We start from the raw sequence: 17,667 nt of genomic DNA, 5'->3' as shown, positions 1-17,667 counted from the left end.
CCCGGATGTCAATGAATCGGAGCGGGGATTCAGCGTCCGGGACAAGAAAATCCGTTTCGGGTTACTGGCGGTAAAGAATGTGGGCGAAGCGGCGGTGGAGACTATTATCGAATCGCGCCGTTCCGGCGGACACTTTAGTTCCATGGCTGATTTTGTCACGCGAGTCAATCTGAAACAGGTGAATAAGCGGGTTCTGGAATCGCTGATTTCAGCGGGGGCGCTCGATTCGCTTCCCGGAAACCGGGCGCAAAAATTCGCCGCCATTGAAGCGATGCTCGATTTTGGACAGAAGGTGGCAGTCAGCGGAAACGCCGTTGACCTCTTCTCGGTGGGAGGAGCCCCGGTTAAACGGGCCGAGCCGCAGTTTGAAAATATTCCTGACTGGTCTATCTCTTATAAGTTATCCAGCGAGAAAGAAACGTTGGGATTCTATGTCTCCGGTCATCCTCTGGACCGGTATCGCGCCGAACTGTCCGCTTTTGGCACCGCCGATACCGGCCGTATTGCGGAGGTCAGCGACGGGCGGGAGGTTCGCTTTGGAGGGATTATCTCCGCTATCAAAACCATGAATGATAAACGGGGGAATCGGATGGCTTTTGTCACTGTCGAAGATTTCAAGGGGAAAGCGGAGGTTATAGTTTTTTCTGATTGCTATGAGAAAGGGAAAAATTTCATTACGGAAGACAATATCGTAATGGTTTCAGGACGGGTTTCGACGCGTGAAGGGGAGATGCCGAAAATCGTGGCGAGCGAAATTTTCCCGCTCGATTCTCTTTCGGAGCGTTTCAACTGCGAGATGGTGGTCAGAATCGACGAAGATGCCTCGGAGCGCAAGCTCAGCGCCGTTCAGGCAGCCCTGGAGAAAAGTGTCGGCAATACCCCTGTGGTCTTTGCGGCGCGCCGCAACGGTGAGGAGTATCTTATTAGGTCTAAACGATTTAAGGTAACGCCCGAAACAAAGTTACTTCTCAAGCTGAAAGAATTGCTGGGGGATTCATCGGTTTATCTGCAGCCGCCCAATAAATAAGAAACCTTTTTAATCCGAATATGTTAAATTAGTAATAATATTTTGAAAGACTTGCGAAATGAGGCTCCGTATGCTTAGAAAGATGTTTATCCCGGCTTTGCTGGTCCTGCTGGCGGCATCGCTGCCGGCTCAGGATAATGGGGAAAAGAAATCCAAAGACACTTCCTCCTCCATTGATACCACCAAAATAAGCTGGGTCTCATATGACCAGGGACTTAAATTGGCCAAGTCGAGCGGCAAGCATATCATGGCTTATTTCACTACCAAGTGGTGCGGTTACTGCAAGAAGATGCAGAAAGAGGCTTTTGTTGACCCGGAAGTAATCAAATATTTGAATAGCCATTTTATCAGTATCTGGATAGATGCCGAATCAAATAAAGAACTCGATATCGACGGCTATAAAATTACCGAGCAGAAACTCTCGCAGGCGGAGTATCGTGTCGGGGGGTATCCCACCTTCTGGTTCCTGAAACCAAATACCGACCGTATCGCTCCGGCGCCGGGATATAAATCGACCGAGCAGTTTCTGGACATTCTCTATTTTGTCAAAGACGACCTCTATGAAAAAATGTCCTTTGCCGACTATATCAAGAACGGCGGACGAAACAAGAAGAACTGAAGGTGAAAATCGGATATGATTAGATATATAGGTATAATCTTCTCGCTGGCATTGCTGTTGTCTCTTGGCAGCTGCTCTTCGGATAACAAAGATACCTCCGGCAATCCGGGATATAATCAATCTGGAAAGCAGTCGGAGGTGACCTTTGCGGTTTATGACGTATTCGGGAAAGCGCGTAACTATGAAGAATTCAAAGGTAAAGGTCCGCTGGTTGTCAACTTCTGGGGAACCTGGTGCCCCCCCTGCCGCCGGGAACTTCCCGACCTGAAGAAGATTTACGCGGAATACAGGCCGCAGGGGCTGGAGATGATTGGAATGGCGGTAAACGATTCCCCCGGCAAAGTGCGTCAGTTCGCCGCCGAAAACGGGATGGACTGGGTAATGCTGATGGCAAACGATGATGCTATCCAGTCGTTCCAACTGGGAGCCGGGATTCCGGTAACTATATTTATAGACCGGCAGGGAAAAGAGGTCTCCCGTCTTATCGGCGCCCGCGTCTATGAGGACTTTAAGAAGGAAATAGCCAAAATAATTTAGATGTTCAAAAGATAAATGAAATGAGGCGGCAACTCTGCCGCCTTTTCTCTTCTGCGGAACTTATTGCATACTCTGCGATCAGGTTGACGCTCTACTTCACGCCTTCTTGCAAAATTCTCATCGTCCCCTAATAGTATTTTAACCTGGCAACTGCATTATAATCTGTCACATTGGTGATAGCAAAGCCCTTCCTTTGCTCTCGCATCCAGGCCCCGCCCGTGCGGGGCCATTTATTTATTGCACCTTCGAGGGGAAAAGAAGGTCTCAGTCGTCATCGGTTTCTCTTTTGGAGAAGTAAAATATCTCGGGGTGGTAGTGATATCCGGCCCTTTTGAAGGCGGCAATCGACGGCAGATTCTCGTCTTCAATCAGCGCCGCAATGACCTTGAGCCCTTGCTCTCTCAAGGATTTCTCGCACTCCTCAATTAAAACTCCGGCAAGCCGTCTCCCGCGATAATCCGGGTCGATTGCCAGCCGGTTAATCCACCCTTTACGGCCGTCCGATGTGCCTATTATCGCCCCGATCATCCGGGCGCCATCAAACATTCCCAGAAAACAGGTTTCCATCCGCTTGACCTCAGCCGCAATCGCTTCGCGGGAATCACGTCCCCGGGGACGATACGGCAGCCCCGAGCGGTCCCACAGCGCAATCAGATTGTCATAATCGGAGGCATCAAGCGGACGAATCAGATAATTCATATTTTTCCCTTAAAATCATTTCGACTCTATCAAGGGCGGTCTCGGTGGCGAAGGGAGTGTCGCTCCAGTGACGGCAGCCGGTAAAATTGAGGAAAACTCCACGCGCCGGAACGCCCAGCTCGCCGGCAGTGCGCATACCGGATGCCAGCGTCAAAATACAGGAGATGCCAATTACCGACAGAGACCGGTATTTTTTCTGCAGCCGCCGCAGCTGCTCCTCCAGTTTCCTCTGCGAAAAATACCCCGCAACACCATAACGGTCGGCCAGCTGCATGATTTTGTTTATCTGGCAGTTGGGAACACAGCGGTCGCAGACCTTGCCGTAGCGAGTCTTCTTTCGCTGGCATTTCTCCTGCATCAAGGAGAGACATTGCGGCAGGATTATGACCGTATTCTTCGCTGAATTAAAGGATTTTCTTCGGGACCGGTCGTAAAGCTGAAAAGCGAGCGCCTCCAGCAGATAAAACGGCCGGGGGGTGCGGCGAAACTGATGGTCATCACGAGCCGTGCCGTCGGAACAGGCCCTTTCATAAAAAGTGTCGATATTCTTGAATTCATCTTCAAAGAGCGCCAACCCTTTTTCCAATACCTCTGATGTAAACTGCTCCAGCTTGCTATAGAAGTCATCCTTCAGCAGAAAGGTCGGGGGCGTCTTGCGGGTCATAATCAAATATATGAAAATATCCGGTTCTTGCCAACAGCTGGAGAGAGTCCGAAATCGAGCCTCTCCAAACTACTTGACTTGCCTTGATTCCACCCTATATTGCAACCGATGTTGCTTGCTATTGATATCGGCAATACCAATACTGTCATCGGGCTCTTTGATGGCGAACGGCTTATTGACCACTTCCGCGCCGCATCGGTACATTCCCTAACCGTTGACGAATGCGGTTTCTTTGTCGCCGGTCTGCTGGAAAGACTCAAATTCGCCCCGGAAAAAGTCAGCCAGGTGGTGATTGCCTCGGTTGTTCCCCGGTTAACCCCGGTATATGAAGGAATGTCGCGCAAATATTTTAAGCAGGAGCCTCTGGTCGTCTCATCAAAGTTAAATCTTCCTATAAAAATTGGATACCATGACCCGACTGCGGTCGGAGCCGACCGTATTGCCAATGCCGTCGCCGGTTTTGTCCGTTTTGGTGGACCGCTTATCATTGTTGACTACGGTACCGCCACCACTTTTGATGTCATCACGGCCGAAGGTGTCTACCTGGGCGGAGTGATTGCTCCGGGACCGGAGACCTCCAGCGGGGAATTGGCGCGGCGAGCGGCACGTCTTTTTGAGGTAAGAATCGAAAAACCGGCACGTGTTATCGGGCGAACCACCGCCGAGTCAATCAAATCCGGACTCTTCTACGGCACCGTAGGACAGGTGGACCTCATTATTCAGCTGATAATGGAGGAACTGATGACCCCGGCCCGGGTGATTGCAACCGGCGGACTTGCCACTGACTTTGCAGCAGAATCGAAGTTCATCGAAGCGACTTATCCAACCCTGACTCTGGATGGCCTGAAGATAATTGCCGGCTATCCCGCCATTTAGATAACTGCTTAATAATCAATAGATTACACCGATACCAAAAAAATCTTGAAACCGCTTGACAATTTGGCGTAAAAGAATATATTTGCCGACTGTTAGCACTCTCCATGGTTGAGTGCTAACAGTCAAGCAGGTTAACAAGAAGCAACTTTTAATTTTTTGCAGTTTGGAGGATACAATATGATGGTGAAACCATTGGCCGACCGTGTCGTGGTAAAGCCGGTCGAGATGGCGGAAGTGAAAAAGGGCGGTATCATTATACCGGATACAGCCAAAGAGAAACCGCAAGAGGGTGAAGTGATGGAAGTCGGTCCGGGACGGACCACGGAAGACGGCAAGAAAGTTCCGATGGAAGTCAAGAAAGGGGACCGCGTTCTTTATGGCAAATATTCCGGGACAGAAGTTACCCTGGACGGTTCAGAATTCCTGATTATGCGTGAGTCTGATATTCTCGCTATAGTTTCCAAATAAATCCAAAGGAGTGATAATATGGCTAAACTGATTGAATATGATGCGCAAGCGCGCGAGAAACTTAAAAGAGGAGTCGATAAACTGGCGGATGCCGTCAAGGTGACTCTGGGTCCCAAAGGGCGCAATGTTATTCTGGATAAGAAATTCGGGTCACCGACGGTAACCAAAGATGGTGTCTCGGTCGCCAAAGAGATTGAGCTGGAAGACCACTTTGAGAATATGGGCGCTCAGATGCTCAAGGAAGTGGCTTCGAAAACTTCTGATGTTGCCGGTGACGGCACCACCACCGCGACTGTATTGGCGCAGGCTATTTATCGCGAAGGGATTAAATCGGTAACCGCCGGGGTGAATCCGATGGCGCTCAAGCGCGGGATTGACTTCGCCGTGGAGAAAGTTGTCGGCGAAATCCGCAAGATTTCCCAGCCGGTTGCCGGAGACCTCAACAAGATTCGGCAGGTCGGCACTATTTCCGCCAACAACGACAAGGGAATCGGCGACAAGATTGCCGAGGCGATGGATAAAGTCGGCAAAGACGGTGTCATCACAGTCGAAGAGTCCAAGACAATTGAGACTACTCTGGAAGTAGTCGAAGGGATGCAGTTCGACCGCGGTTATGTTTCCCCGTATTTTGTAACTGATGCCGACAATATGGAAGCGGTTCTGGAAGATGCCTTGATTCTGATTCATGACAAGAAGATCTCGACTATGAAAGACCTTCTTCCGATTCTGGAAAAAGTCGCCCAGATGGGCCGCCCGCTGCTGATTATTTCCGAAGATATCGAAGGTGAAGCGCTGGCAACGCTGGTTGTCAATAAACTGCGCGGCACCCTGAAAGTAGGGGCGGTAAAAGCTCCCGGCTTTGGCGACCGGAGAAAGGCGATGCTCGAGGATATCGCAGTTCTGACCGGCGGCAAAGTTATTTCCGAAGAGCTCGGATTCAAGCTGGAAAATACGGTCGTGTCCGATTTGGGTCGCGCCAAGAAAGTCGTGGTGGATAAGGACAACACTACTATCGTCGAAGGCGCCGGTAACACCAATGATATCAAAGCCCGCATCGGCCAGATTAGACGTCAGATTGAAGAGACCACCTCGGACTACGACCGGGAGAAACTGCAGGAGCGTCTTGCTAAACTTGCCGGCGGTGTGGCGGTCATAAATGTCGGCGCCGCTACCGAGACGGAAATGAAAGAGAAGAAAGCCCGTGTCGAGGATGCGCTGCACGCCACCCGGGCAGCCGTTGAAGAGGGAATTGTTCCCGGCGGCGGTGTTGTCTTCCTGAGAGCAATGAAGGCTCTGGAGGGGTTAAAAATGTCCGACGATGAGATGATTGGCGTCAATATAATACGCAAGGCGCTGGAAGAGCCGATTCGTCAGATTGCCAGCAATGCCGGTGTCGAAGGCTCCATTGTCGTGGACAAAGTTATCCGCGAAAACGGGGCGTTCGGATATAACGCCGAAACCGGCACCTATGAAGATATGATTAAAGCCGGCGTCATTGACCCGACCAAAGTAGCCCGCACGGCTCTGGAAAATGCCGCTTCTATCGGCGGTCTTCTGCTGACCACGGAAGCGATTATTACAGAAAAGCCGGAAGAGAAGAAGGCTGCGCCGGCAATGCCGGGCGGCGGCGGTTACGGTGACATGTATTAATTGACCCCTTACGCATCTCCTAATAAAGAAACCCCTGCCAATTGGCGGGGGTTTTCTTATGAGCAGCGGCGGCTCTTGACTTGAGTTGCAGATTTCTTTAGAATGCGACTGTGTCAAAACTGGATGCCTTCATTGCCGATGTTAAACAGAGTTTTCCGGATGACCGGCTTACCTATCAAAAGGGGATTGCCACTTTTCATCCGGAGAACGGCGCCGAAGCTGCGGCGCTGTTTCGTATGGCAAATCAAGCCCGGCAGCAGTTGTTTATTACCGGATTCGGCAACCAGATGGACCCGTTCGGTGAGAAATTCGCTGACCTGATGACCCTGCGCAGCGACCGTCTAAATACCCTGCTTAAAGTCGCCGCGGATGATTTCTATATCGAAGTCGGCGCCGGATATCCTCTTCGTGAACTGAACCAGGAACTTTCGGAATACGGCTTATTTCTACCTCATAGCGACCTGCCGTATGTCGGCTCTATCGCCGGCGCGATTGCTGTCGGCCTTACCGCTCAGCGCGGAACGCAACCGCTTCCCTTGAGCCGTTATCTAATCATGGCCGAAATCGCCACTCCCACCGGCGATCTGATAAAACCGGGCTCGGCCTGTTTCAAATCTGTCTCCGGATTCGATATTGTCAAAATCTATTTTTCTTCCTGGGGCATGCTGGGGATGATTGTCACGGTGACTTTGCGAGTGCTCCCCTTTTCTATCAAAGATGAGTATAATACTCTGGTGCAGAATGCTATCGACTATCGCAAATTCTATCAGTTGTACCAGGAGCCTGAGGAGAATATCTCCGCTCGATACTCTCTCAGAATCAAATCAAAGTTTGACCCCAAAAATATTCTCCCGCTAATTGCTGTGTAACCCGATATCTAACTTTGCCTTAGTATCCTTGGTCGACATATGGGACAGGAACTTTGAGGGGACGAGGACGTATTACATTCTGTACTTTCATTATAACCGATTGATAGAATGCTTATAAAAGTTGCCGCTGTTCAGACATTTTTGGGCAAGAAGCTTACTATCGAGGAGAAGCTGTTCATTTTTCGTCAGCGCCCCGACTTTATCTGTTTGCCTGAATACAGCCTTATAGACCCGGCTACTCCCGATTTCGCCCGCGCCGCTTTGATGTCGATTGAGCACCTGAAATACCTTCGCTCCCTTTCCGAAGAACTCTCCACCTTTTTGGTCGGCGGCTCGGTGGTCGAGGGAGAAGGGGACTCGCTCTACAATAGTTCGTACATTTATAACCGGGGAGTTTTTTACGGTAAATACCGCAAGTTAAATCCGGTGAGCGGTGAAATTGCTCGCGGGATTCTTCCCGGCGACCGGACCTTAATCGATGATATTGACGGCATCCGGATAGCGGTAATGATATGCGCCGACGCCTTGAATCCTGACCTCTTTCGGATGGTTGGAGGGCAAGGGGCTGATATAATTTTTATTCCGACCACCTCGGCATTTCGGCCGGGGGAATCAAAGTCGGAGAAGCACAATCGGGACCGAGAGATATATCTGCGCGGGGCGGAGCTGGCCGGGGCATTTGTGGTCAAGACCTGCGGTGTCGGAACCTTATTCGGCAAACCGCTTCAAGGACGCTCCTTGATTGCGGCGCCATGGGGAATTCTGGAGAGAGTCGATATCTATTCTGAAGCGACCTCAGCCATCCTCACTTCCATACTTGATATTGAAGAACTGCGGGAGTTTCGCGCCAAGCGCAAGATTGTCACCGACCTGCGCTTCCAATAAAAAACCCCGCATCAGGCGGGGTCTTTCAAATCATTACGGCGCGGTCAGGTTCCGCTGTAGAATTTGTCTACGAAATTCTCGATTTTGGAATTCTGCACCAGGTTTTCAAACCAGCGCCCATACAAATCCTGTTGTTTCTTCTGCAACACGGCGACTCTTATTGAATCCTGAGCGCGGTTGAAATCTTCAAGATTCGGCGATGTCCTCTCCAGCAGTCTTATAATGGCGGCGCCGTTGTCATGGGGAATCGGACGGGAAATGTCCCCGTACGACTGCATGGCAAACGCCATTCCTATTATCTCGGGGACTCGTCCCAGACCTGGAATAGACGATTTGCGCGTGATATTCTCCGTCGTGGCATAGGGATACCCTTTGTTTTCTCCGACCTTTTCGATAGGTGTCCCCGATTTTATGAGGTCGTATACTTCTTCAGCCTCTTTGACGGCCAGCTCCCTGGCGCGCTCCAGACTCAGTTTTTGATTTATCGCTTTTTCCACTTCCTCGAAAGGAGTGTACCCTTCGGGTAGATGCGACGCAACCTTTGCCACAAAGAGCATAGCGGAATTCTCTAAAACGTCCGAGATGGTTCCCGGTTTACTATCAAAGGCGAAGTCGGAAAGCTGCCTGTCTTCGCCGACATACTGAATATATTCGCCTCTCTGAAAAGGTTTGGTGGAGCGCGTTTCCAGACCTAACTCTTCCACCGCCTTCTCAAATCCTTTCTGCCGGGCGAGCTCTATAAATTCCTGGCCCTTCAGCGCCAGTTGCTCCACCGTTTCACTCGATGGACCCACCTTGAGCAGTATATGGGCGGCATTAATTTTTTCTGTTGATACCGGCGCTGTCGCCCCGGGCGGGGTCTCTTTGTCAGTCCGCCGACCCAACAGCTTGACAATATGCCAGCCAAAGCGGGTCCGGAAAGGAGGGCTGACCTGATTCATCTGCAAAGCCCAGGCAACACTGTCAAACTGGGGAACCATCTGTCCCCGCGCGAACCAACCGAGGTCGCCGCCGCCGGCGGCGGAATTGTCCTGCGAGAAAGTCTTTGCCAGTTCTCCAAAGTCGCCACCGGCAATTACCGAATCATAAATCTCTTTAATCTCCCGACCGACCCGCTCCCAGTCGTTCTCCGATGGTTCTTTCTGGAAAATGACCAGGTCGAGCGTTGCCCGCCGTTCCAACCGATAATCTTCTTTGTGCTCATCATAGTACTTCTGAAGGTCTTCCTTGCTGATTACCCCGACATTGGCGAGCATCTGCGATACCGGAACATTCAGGTAGCCGATGCGAACCGTCTCCTTCTCTTCCATAAAGGCTTCCATCACTTCGGACGGCGTCACCCGGATAGTATTGATTATCTCTTCCTGCAGTTTGTATCTTTTCAATTCCGGCAGAACGAAATTCTCTACCGATGCCCAGAAAGGGGCATATTCCGGATTCGCCATCGCATTGACATATTTCTGATAGTCGAATTTCCCGTCAGTCAGGAAAGCCGGGGTGGTCTGAAGCTCCTGCGGGGGATAGAGCCTGAGGTAACCATAGATTTCTTCACCACTGACATGTATCTTGTGTTTCTCTATTTGCTGATTAATAAGGTAATCGCCCACCAGACGGTTCCAGGCCTGGTTTTTGATTTCGTTCACTTTTTCCTGGGGAAGGTCATAGTCAACTTTGTCCTGCTCTTCCCGCAGCATAGCGCCGTAATAACGGTCAAAATCACGCATCCCAATCTCCTGGCCGTTGATAATCCCGATAGTGTCGCTGAAACGGCTGGAGGAAGAGATATTCATTCCCCATTCGAACACAATGGTCGCCAGAAAGAATACCAGCACCGTCGCCATAATAGGGACGATGAGTTTTCTCAAGAAAGCAAACATCTATATTTCTCCTTATCTTTTGTCAAAATGAGCCTTAAATATAAGCCAATTTCTGCATTTGGCAAGACGGTATTGCATAAGTTTATACATAATTGACGGCGAAATGTTTTGACTTTGAACTCCAACGCCGATAATATGTTAAAAAACTACTTATGCGTAACTTATCGGTCACGACATTTGGAATATTAGCGCTTCTCCTGACCGGGGCGAATATAGCCCGCGGACAAGATGTGTCCTGGCCTGTCCGGGGGGCGGTTGACCTGTCTTCGTCATTCTGCGATTTTCGAGCGGGCCATTTTCACGGCGGCATCGATATCCGAACCGGCGGCGCCGAAGGGCGCGAGGTCTTTGCGCCGGTTGACGGCTATATCTGGAGAATCCGCTATTCTTATTATGGCTACGGCAAATCAATATATCTGAAAGACAGCTCCGGGTATATATACGTCTTTGGGCATTTATCGCGATTGGCGGACCGCTTCGAAAAGGTTATAAGAAATGAGCAGTACCGTCAAAAACGATATTCTATCGACCAATATTTTGGCGACGACTCCCTTGTGGTAAAGCGGGGAGAACTTCTGGCATATTCCGGTCAGACCGGCGCGGGACCGCCCCATCTTCATTTCGAAAAGCGCACGCCGACAAATCTACCTCTCAATCCATTGACCAATGGCTTTCCGGTAGAGGACAAGTCTCCACCCGTGGTCGAGGCGCTTGGATTCAATTATGTTGACGATGTTTCGGTCTTTCCCAGCGGCGGACGCTCTATGACCGTTAATCTGTCTTATGACAGAGAACTGAAAAAATATGTCGTAGATTCCACCATAGCGCTTTCGGGACCCTTTGGCTTGAAAATCAAAACGTTTGACCGTATTCGCCCGCAGGGACCGCGGCTGAATATATATCGTGTTCGTCTGCTGATTGACGATTATATCACTTACGAGAACAGTTTTGACCGGTATGATTACGCCGAGACAAAAATGGTTGACCTCCTGTTTGATTATGAAGCGGCTGTTTCTGACAAAGATTATCAGCATCTTCTTTATAATCCCCCCGGTAAGGATTTTAGCGGCAGCCAGTCACTTTATAAAGAGGGCGGCGTTTTTACTTTCGTCAATGAGAACTCCTTCGGATTGCATAACGGACGAATCGAGATTTATGACGCCGCCGGCAATAAGTCGGAACTGCTGTTTAAGTTTACTTTTCATCCCCAGGGACCTCTCTTCCGACCGGAGTGGGTCAATGATACTATCTTCTATCTGGTGGCGCAGCCTAATGTTCAGTTCCTCGATATCGACCGAATCCAGGTATATAGCCTTGCCTCCGGCTCCGCCTGGAAAAGAGTTCGCGCAAACCATATTGAGAAAAGGGGTCGCTCCGACTATCGGGTCATTCTACCGCCGGAATCATCGCGCTGGAAAGCCCTGAAAATCGAAGTGGTGGGAAGCTCCGCCTGGCGTAAAGATGACCAATCTCTGCCTTTAAATCTCAAAGTCAGCCAGCGATATGACTGGAGCCATTCCCTGACCGATGGAGGCATACTTTTTCGAGCCGCTTCGCGCGATATAGCCCCACCGACTCCATCAATAAACATCGTTTACGATGACGGCTATATCGAAAATATGATGATGACTCCTACCGCAAACAATCGTTTTGCCGGGTTCTATCGCAACCATACCGTGGCGAGCAAAATCACAGCCTTCAAACTTTATTCGGGCGATATTCTCCTGGACAGTGTCGCGGTCGATATTCATCTCCTCGGTTTCAGCGACCGCGAGAAGATTCTGGAGCCGGTTGAGGGATTCAGAATCGTATCTAAGAGGTCGAATTTTTATCAACCACTTTTTGCGACAGGATTTGAGAAATCCGGCTGGTTTCCGGAGAAGCGCGATATTTTGAGTCCAGTCTATGCTGTGGAACCGGCAATTGTCCCTCTGGCAGAAGCAGTCGTTGTATCAATTCATTATACTGACTCATTGCCCCCTGAGAAAATCGGCATCGGAAAACTGAACAAAGATAACGGCTGGTCCTGGATAACCCCCAAATCAGTTGGGGGGTGGTTCAGCGCCAGTTCCAGCGCTTTAGGAGCCTTCACGTTGCTTAAAGATGATGAAGCGCCCCGGATTTCCCAGATAACTCCGGGAGACGGCAAGACGGTGCCTGGGGCTCGGCCTAAAGTGAGATTTGCTTTGAGCGATAATCTTTCCGGAATCGGAAGCGACCAGCAGCTGACCATTCTTATCGACGGCGAGTGGGTTATTCCGGAATATGACCCGGAATTGTTGCTGGTGAAAGCGGAGCCGGCGCGACCGTTGTCGCCAGGAAGGCATACTCTGGAAATCCGGGCGACCGATATGGCAGGAAACAGCCGGACGGTAAAATCGTCCTTTTATACCAAATGAGAGCAAAAGGATGGCTTAATGTTCTTTCCGCTGAAAGATGACAATCCTACTCAACGCAAGCCGGTTCTGACCGTTGCCATTATTGTGGTCAATACTCTGGTTTATATTCTCTCGATGACCCGGGGAATAGAAGGATTTCAGGCATTTGTTGTGCAATACGGACTGATTCCATATGAAATCACTCACATGACAGAACTAACCCCCCGGCTGCCATCTCCGATATTCCTGACACTCTTGACCAGTATGTTCCTGCACGGTGGCATAATGCATCTTGCCGGGAATATGCTCTTTCTCTGGGTCTTCGGGAATAATATCGAAGACCATCTGGGGCATTTTCGCTTTCTGCTCTTTTATATTGCGGCCGGTTTTGCCGCTGACGGTCTTTTCATTCTCTTTTCTCCGAACTCTCAGATACCCCTGGTGGGGGCATCCGGAGCCATTGCCGGACTTCTTGGCGCTTATCTGGTGCTTTATCCCCGTGCCAGAATTCATACCTTGATATTTCTTTTATATTTTATTCGCGTGGTTAAAATCCCTGCCGCCGTCGTGCTCGGTTTCTGGTTTTTCTATCAGATTCTAATGTCGGCTATGTCGTCGGGAGCAGGCGGTGGGGTCGCCTGGCTGGCTCATGTGGGGGGATTTGCCTTCGGCTGGCTCCTCTTCCGAATATTTGCCTCCAAACCGGGCGGGGGTCAGCGGATATACAGAATGCAGTGGTAAGACAAGATTGTTATCAAAGGAAAAGCCGAAGCGGAGGCTTCGGCTTCTCGCAATCAATCTGGTTTCTATCGGCTACTTCTTGACGCGATTGACCCCTTCCTGAGCATCAACAACCGCAATCGCCGCCATATCGACAATCTGGTTGACATCCAGCGTCCGATGCAGTACATGCACCGCCTTGGAAAGTCCCATCAGAATCGGGCCGACCGGAATCAATCCGCCCAGGCATTGGAGCAGTTTGTAGGCGATATTGCCGGAATTGAGGTCCGGGAAAACAAAGACATTCGCCTCGGTCTGCAGTTTGGAGAAGGGGAAGTACTTTTCAATCAGGTCCGGCATCAGCGCCGTATCGGCTTGCATTTCTCCATCAACTATCAGGTCGGGTCGTTTTGTTTTCACCAGGGCAGTCGCCTTCGCCACTTTCTCCGATTCAGGATACCGGGCTGAGCCGAAGTTGGAGAAAGAGAGCATCGCGATGCGCGGTTCGATATTAAATGCCCGCGCCACATTGGCGGAACTTATCGCAATCTCCGCCAGCTCTTCCGCCGTCGGGTCTATGTTTACCGTGGTATCGGCAAGCATATAGACTTTATCTTTCTGAAGCATGGCAAAGAGTCCCGAGACCCGGGTCAGCCCTTCACGAAGCCCTATAATCTGAAGCGCCGGGCGCATCGTGGTAGGATAATCCGATGTTACCCCGGAAAGAACGGCGTCACAATCCCCCATTTCCAGCATCATGATGCCGAAATAGGTCGGGTCGGTCATCGTCCGGACGGCGCTGTCGAGAGTAATGCCGCGACGCTGCCGCTTCTCATAGAAGCGCTTTCCGTACGCTTCCCGTCTCGATGATGTCGCCGGGTCAACAATCTCAATATCATTCAGATTGATTTCCAGTTCCTTCGCCATCGCCTTGATAGATTCCGGATTTCCCAGCACAATCGGCTTGGCGATCTTTTCCGAACTAATCATCTGACAGGCTCTGAGAATTCGTGAGGAATGACCTTCCGGGAAGACAATTTTCTTAGGGTCCCGTTTTGCCTTGCTGGTCACGACATCCATAATGACCCGGCCCTTGCCGATACGATGACTCAACTGACGTTTATATTCCTCGATATCGACCATTCTCTGGGCAACCCCGCTTTTCATGGCGGCTTGCGCCACGGCCGAGGCTTCCCACGTCAGTACTCTCTGGTCAAAAGGTTTGGGAATTATATAGTCGCGGCCGAATTTGAATCTATCCACGCCGTATGCCCGCGCTACTTCGTCGGGCACATCCTCTTTCGCCAGCGCTGCCAGCGCTCTGACGGCGGCGATTTTCATCTCTTCATTTATCGCTGTGGCATGAACATCAAGCGCTCCGCGGAAAATAAAAGGAAAGCCCAATACGTTGTTGACCTGGTTGGGATAATCGGAACGACCGGTCGCCATGATAATATCTTTGCGGGCCGCCACCGCCTCCGGGTAAGTTATCTCCGGGTCCGGATTTGCCATCGCAAAGATTATCGGGTCACGCCCCATAGAACGAACCATATCCTGCGTGACGGTATTGGCGATAGATACCCCGACAAAAACATCGGCGTCTTTCATGGCGTCGGCGAGAGTATGGGCATCGGTCTTTCTGACAAATTCCTGTTTGTATTTGTTGTACTTGTCGCCGCGCCCTTCATACATAACGCCCTTGGAATCGACCATCAGCATATTGGCGGGATTGACTCCAAGAGTGCAGTACAATTTGGCGCAGGCAATGCCGGCGGCGCCGGCGCCTGAGAAAACTACTCTTATTTTGTCAATATCCTTCTTCACAATCTCCAGTGCGTTGAGTAGCGCCGCGCCGGAAATGATCGCTGTCCCGTGCTGGTCGTCGTGAAAAACCGGAATCTTCATGGTCGCTTTGAGTGTTTCCTCAATATAGAAACATTCCGGCGCTTTGATATCTTCCAGATTAATGCCGCCAAAAGTCGGCTCCAGCAGCTGGCAACACTTGATTATTTCATCCGCATCTTCCGTACTCAACTCGATATCAAAGACATCGATATCGGCGAATCTCTTGAAGAGCACTCCCTTACCTTCCATCACCGGCTTTCCGGCGGCGGCTCCGATATTCCCCAGTCCCAGAACAGCGGTGCCATTGGATACAACCGCCACAAGGTTTCCTTTGGCGGTATACTTATAAACATCCGCCGGATTCTTGTGGATTTCCAAGCAGGGCTGCGCTACTCCCGGCGTATATGCCAGTGACAGGTCGAGCTGCGTGGTGCAGGGCTTGGTCGGGTTGATTTCTACTTTTCCCGGTTTACCTTTGGAATGGTAATCCAGGGCCTGTTGTTTAGTGATCATTATCCAATAACTCCATTCTTATTGTAAGAAATCTCTATATCGCATGGGTGATATATAGGACTTGCATCGAAATAGTCAAGGAGATTCCCCGTCAGACGGTACGACCGAGAATAAATTTCGGACGCAATTCAATTTTTATAAAAATTGCCGATATTGTCATATATCGATAATGATATGCGAGATGAAGAACTTAACATTAAGCAGCCTAATATCTTTATGCAGTCCCTTTTTTTTATTGATTTTTCCTTGTTGGTGAGTTAAACTATGCCCCAGTTCGAGTTAAAAAACAAAGAAAGCGCCGCCACCCCTTACGGAAAAGGATCAACGTTGGGTTTTTTTGACCTCTTTTCAAATGACATCGGGATCGACTTAGGAACCGCCAATACGCTGGTTTTTGTGCGGGGGCAGGGAATCGTTCTCAATGAACCGTCGGTGGTTGCTGTTGAAAAAACCAGCGGCAAAGTCCTTGCCGTTGGCTCGGCGGCAAAAGAGATGCTGGGACGAACTCCCGGTGAGATTGCCGCTATCCGTCCGCTGAAAGACGGCGTCATTGCCGACTTTGAAATTTCCGAAAAATTGCTTTCCGATTTCATCCGCCGCGTGGTGAAACATCGTTACCTGATGAAACCCCGCATAGTGATTTCGGTCCCGTCCGGTATAACCGAAGTGGAGAAGCGGGCGGTCCGTGATTCGGCGGAAAATGCCGGCGCCCGGGAAGTATTCCTGCTGCAGGAACCGATGGCAGCCGCGATCGGGGTAGGACTTCCAGTAGACCAGCCCTCCGGCATCATGATAATCGATATCGGCGGTGGCACTTCTGAAATCGCCGTCATCGCTTTGAACGGTATTGTCAATAATATCTCAGTCCGGATTGCCGGGGATGAGATGAATGACTCTATCGTCATGTATCTAAAGAAAAATTACAATCTGCTTATTGGTGAGCTGACCGCTGAGGAGATCAAAATCAAAATCGGCTCCGCTTTTCCGCTGGAGAAAGAACTCTCGATGGAAATCAAGGGGCGCGACCTGGTCGCCGGAGTGCCCAAGAATCTCAAACTCTCATCGGTGCAGGTGCGGGAAGCCCTGGTGGAGCCTATAGAGCGAATAGTGGAAGCGGTTCGCCAGTCGCTGGAGCGGACCCCCCCGGAGCTGGCCTCCGATATTCTTGAGCGTGGAATCATTCTGACCGGCGGCGGCGCCCTTCTGCGAGGCTTGGATAAGAGACTTCGCCAGGAGACTAATCTTCCTGTCAATGTTGCCGAGGACCCCCTTACATGTGTCGTTCGTGGGACTGGCAAAGTGCTTGAAAATATGCAGATGTTTTCTAAAGTCTTAATGAAGAGTCGTCGCGATTAGTCCATACTAAGCCGTTGCATATCAAAATCTTAAAGGCAAACTTGGAATAGTTTGCCTTTTTTGTTAGTCTTTTTTAGATATTGACTGTCTAACTATTAAAAGAAACAGAACTGATGGGATTAGATGACAGGGAATTGGTTTCAAAGGCGAAAGCCGGCGACCGGAAGGCGTTTGACGAGTTAGTCAGGAATAATAGAGATAATATGTTTGCCCTTATATACAGGATGACCGGTGACCGCGAAACGGCACTCGATTTGATGCAGGATACTTTCTTCACGGCATATAAAGAACTGAGCCGTTTCCGCCAGGAGGCTAATTTCTCTTCATGGCTTTACCGGGTGGCGTCAAACAAGACTCTCAACTATCTCAAACGGCGCAAGATTCTTTCCTTTTTACCGCTGGCGCGATTGCAGGGCTCCGAGCCGACCGTGGAGATGGAGAGTAGTATCGAGAATACCGAAGTCAGCGCCGCGCTCCTGAAGAGAGTTGATGAACTACCCGCCAAGCAGAAGCTGATTTTCAACCTTAGATATTATCAGGAACTCTCTTTCGTGGAGATAGCCAGGATTCTGAAAAAGAGCGAATCGACTGTCAAGACCAACTACCAGAAGGCAATTGAGAAATTGCGCCTGAGTTTAAAGGAGTTGCGTTGAGATGAAGGAGTGTCGTCCCATACAGGAAAAG

General features: G+C 50.3%; 16 protein-coding genes. 12 read left to right on the top strand and 4 right to left on the bottom strand.

Annotation, left to right across the window (positions count from 1 at the left end):
* From AB1690_08920 to AB1690_08910, 3 genes are all read left to right on the top strand, one after another.
* Positions 1-1,027: OB-fold nucleic acid binding domain-containing protein (locus AB1690_08920; protein MEW6015431.1), on the top strand; the 1,027-nt coding region annotated here is incomplete at its 5' end.
* A 70-nt stretch (positions 1,028-1,097) separates the two neighbouring features.
* A complete protein-coding gene (locus AB1690_08915) occupies positions 1,098-1,646 on the top strand; it encodes a thioredoxin fold domain-containing protein (GenBank protein ID MEW6015430.1) in 549 nt (182 codons plus the stop codon).
* A gap of 15 nt (positions 1,647-1,661) precedes the next feature.
* Complete coding sequence (locus AB1690_08910; protein ID MEW6015429.1) at positions 1,662-2,183, top strand: TlpA disulfide reductase family protein; 522 nt, start codon at positions 1,662-1,664, stop codon at positions 2,181-2,183.
* A 264-nt stretch (positions 2,184-2,447) separates the two neighbouring features.
* On the opposite strand, the gene AB1690_08905 is transcribed toward AB1690_08910, so the two are convergent.
* Positions 2,448-2,882 (bottom strand): GNAT family N-acetyltransferase, encoded by a 435-nt coding sequence (locus AB1690_08905; protein MEW6015428.1) that lies wholly within the window; start codon positions 2,880-2,882, stop codon positions 2,448-2,450.
* Positions 2,857-3,546, bottom strand: coding sequence for a DUF116 domain-containing protein (locus tag AB1690_08900; GenBank protein ID MEW6015427.1), 690 nt, complete (start codon positions 3,544-3,546; stop codon positions 2,857-2,859). Before AB1690_08900 ends, AB1690_08905 begins: the two co-directional genes overlap by 26 nt.
* Before the next feature lie 108 nt (positions 3,547-3,654).
* Here AB1690_08900 and AB1690_08895 point away from each other — a divergent pair, with 108 nt between their 5' ends.
* The 5 genes from AB1690_08895 to AB1690_08875 all read left to right on the top strand — a co-directional run bounded on the left by AB1690_08895 (position 3,655) and on the right by AB1690_08875 (position 8,294).
* A complete protein-coding gene (locus tag AB1690_08895) occupies positions 3,655-4,422 on the top strand; it encodes a type III pantothenate kinase (GenBank protein MEW6015426.1) in 768 nt (255 codons plus the stop codon).
* 177 nt (positions 4,423-4,599) lie between these two features.
* Positions 4,600-4,890 (top strand): co-chaperone GroES, encoded by a 291-nt coding sequence (gene groES, locus AB1690_08890; GenBank protein MEW6015425.1) that lies wholly within the window; start codon positions 4,600-4,602, stop codon positions 4,888-4,890.
* 18 nt (positions 4,891-4,908) lie between these two features.
* On the top strand, positions 4,909-6,540 hold the full coding sequence (groL, locus tag AB1690_08885; protein MEW6015424.1) for a chaperonin GroEL: 1,632 nt from the start codon (positions 4,909-4,911) through the stop codon (positions 6,538-6,540).
* 110 nt (positions 6,541-6,650) lie between these two features.
* On the top strand, positions 6,651-7,409 hold the full coding sequence (locus AB1690_08880; protein ID MEW6015423.1) for an FAD-binding protein: 759 nt from the start codon (positions 6,651-6,653) through the stop codon (positions 7,407-7,409).
* 108 nt (positions 7,410-7,517) lie between these two features.
* Positions 7,518-8,294 (top strand): carbon-nitrogen hydrolase family protein, encoded by a 777-nt coding sequence (locus tag AB1690_08875; GenBank protein MEW6015422.1) that lies wholly within the window; start codon positions 7,518-7,520, stop codon positions 8,292-8,294.
* A 44-nt stretch (positions 8,295-8,338) separates the two neighbouring features.
* Here AB1690_08875 and AB1690_08870 read toward each other — a convergent pair whose 3' ends face one another.
* Positions 8,339-10,171, bottom strand: a complete 1,833-nt coding sequence (locus tag AB1690_08870; GenBank protein ID MEW6015421.1) for a peptidylprolyl isomerase — start codon at positions 10,169-10,171, stop codon at positions 8,339-8,341.
* 230 nt (positions 10,172-10,401) lie between these two features.
* On the opposite strand from AB1690_08870, the gene AB1690_08865 reads away from it, so the two are divergent.
* Together AB1690_08865 and AB1690_08860 are read left to right on the top strand one after the other, a co-directional pair.
* A complete protein-coding gene (locus tag AB1690_08865) occupies positions 10,402-12,570 on the top strand; it encodes a hypothetical protein (GenBank protein MEW6015420.1) in 2,169 nt (722 codons plus the stop codon).
* Between the two features lie 18 nt (positions 12,571-12,588).
* On the top strand, positions 12,589-13,290 hold the full coding sequence (locus AB1690_08860; protein ID MEW6015419.1) for a rhomboid family intramembrane serine protease: 702 nt from the start codon (positions 12,589-12,591) through the stop codon (positions 13,288-13,290).
* A gap of 72 nt (positions 13,291-13,362) precedes the next feature.
* Here the strand turns inward: AB1690_08860 and AB1690_08855 are convergent, their stop codons facing one another.
* Positions 13,363-15,627, bottom strand: coding sequence for an NADP-dependent malic enzyme (locus AB1690_08855; GenBank protein MEW6015418.1), 2,265 nt, complete (start codon positions 15,625-15,627; stop codon positions 13,363-13,365).
* A 327-nt stretch (positions 15,628-15,954) separates the two neighbouring features.
* Here AB1690_08855 and AB1690_08850 point away from each other — a divergent pair, with 327 nt between their 5' ends.
* Positions 15,955-16,983, top strand: a complete 1,029-nt coding sequence (locus AB1690_08850) for a rod shape-determining protein (GenBank protein ID MEW6015417.1) — start codon at positions 15,955-15,957, stop codon at positions 16,981-16,983.
* 113 nt (positions 16,984-17,096) lie between these two features.
* Positions 17,097-17,636, top strand: coding sequence for a sigma-70 family RNA polymerase sigma factor (locus tag AB1690_08845; GenBank protein MEW6015416.1), 540 nt, complete (start codon positions 17,097-17,099; stop codon positions 17,634-17,636).
* The last annotated feature ends 31 nt before the right edge of the window (positions 17,637-17,667 follow it).

This window comes from Candidatus Zixiibacteriota bacterium, from assembly GCA_040753495.1.
GTDB lineage: Bacteria > Zixibacteria > MSB-5A5 > GN15 > PGXB01 > DYGG01.
The sequence above is the reverse complement of the archived record's forward strand: the minus strand, read 5'-3'. Positions and strand labels throughout refer to the sequence as shown.

Bases quoted from the DNA above. Each gene is read 5' to 3' on its own strand.
- AB1690_08855 (MEW6015418.1), bottom strand. From the start codon at position 15,627: ATGATCACTAAACAACAGGCCCTGGATTACCATTCCAAAGGTAAACCG.
- AB1690_08900 (MEW6015427.1), bottom strand. From the start codon at position 3,546: ATGACCCGCAAGACGCCCCCGACCTTTCTGCTGAAGGATGACTTCTAT.
- AB1690_08915 (MEW6015430.1), top strand. From the start codon at position 1,098: ATGCTTAGAAAGATGTTTATCCCGGCTTTGCTGGTCCTGCTGGCGGCA.
- groL (MEW6015424.1), top strand. From the start codon at position 4,909: ATGGCTAAACTGATTGAATATGATGCGCAAGCGCGCGAGAAACTTAAA.
- AB1690_08860 (MEW6015419.1), top strand. From the start codon at position 12,589: ATGTTCTTTCCGCTGAAAGATGACAATCCTACTCAACGCAAGCCGGTT.
- AB1690_08910 (MEW6015429.1), top strand. From the start codon at position 1,662: ATGATTAGATATATAGGTATAATCTTCTCGCTGGCATTGCTGTTGTCT.
- groES (MEW6015425.1), top strand. From the start codon at position 4,600: ATGATGGTGAAACCATTGGCCGACCGTGTCGTGGTAAAGCCGGTCGAG.
- AB1690_08905 (MEW6015428.1), bottom strand. From the start codon at position 2,882: ATGAATTATCTGATTCGTCCGCTTGATGCCTCCGATTATGACAATCTG.
- AB1690_08845 (MEW6015416.1), top strand. From the start codon at position 17,097: ATGGGATTAGATGACAGGGAATTGGTTTCAAAGGCGAAAGCCGGCGAC.
- AB1690_08895 (MEW6015426.1), top strand. From the start codon at position 3,655: ATGTTGCTTGCTATTGATATCGGCAATACCAATACTGTCATCGGGCTC.
- AB1690_08870 (MEW6015421.1), bottom strand. From the start codon at position 10,171: ATGTTTGCTTTCTTGAGAAAACTCATCGTCCCTATTATGGCGACGGTG.
- AB1690_08875 (MEW6015422.1), top strand. From the start codon at position 7,518: ATGCTTATAAAAGTTGCCGCTGTTCAGACATTTTTGGGCAAGAAGCTT.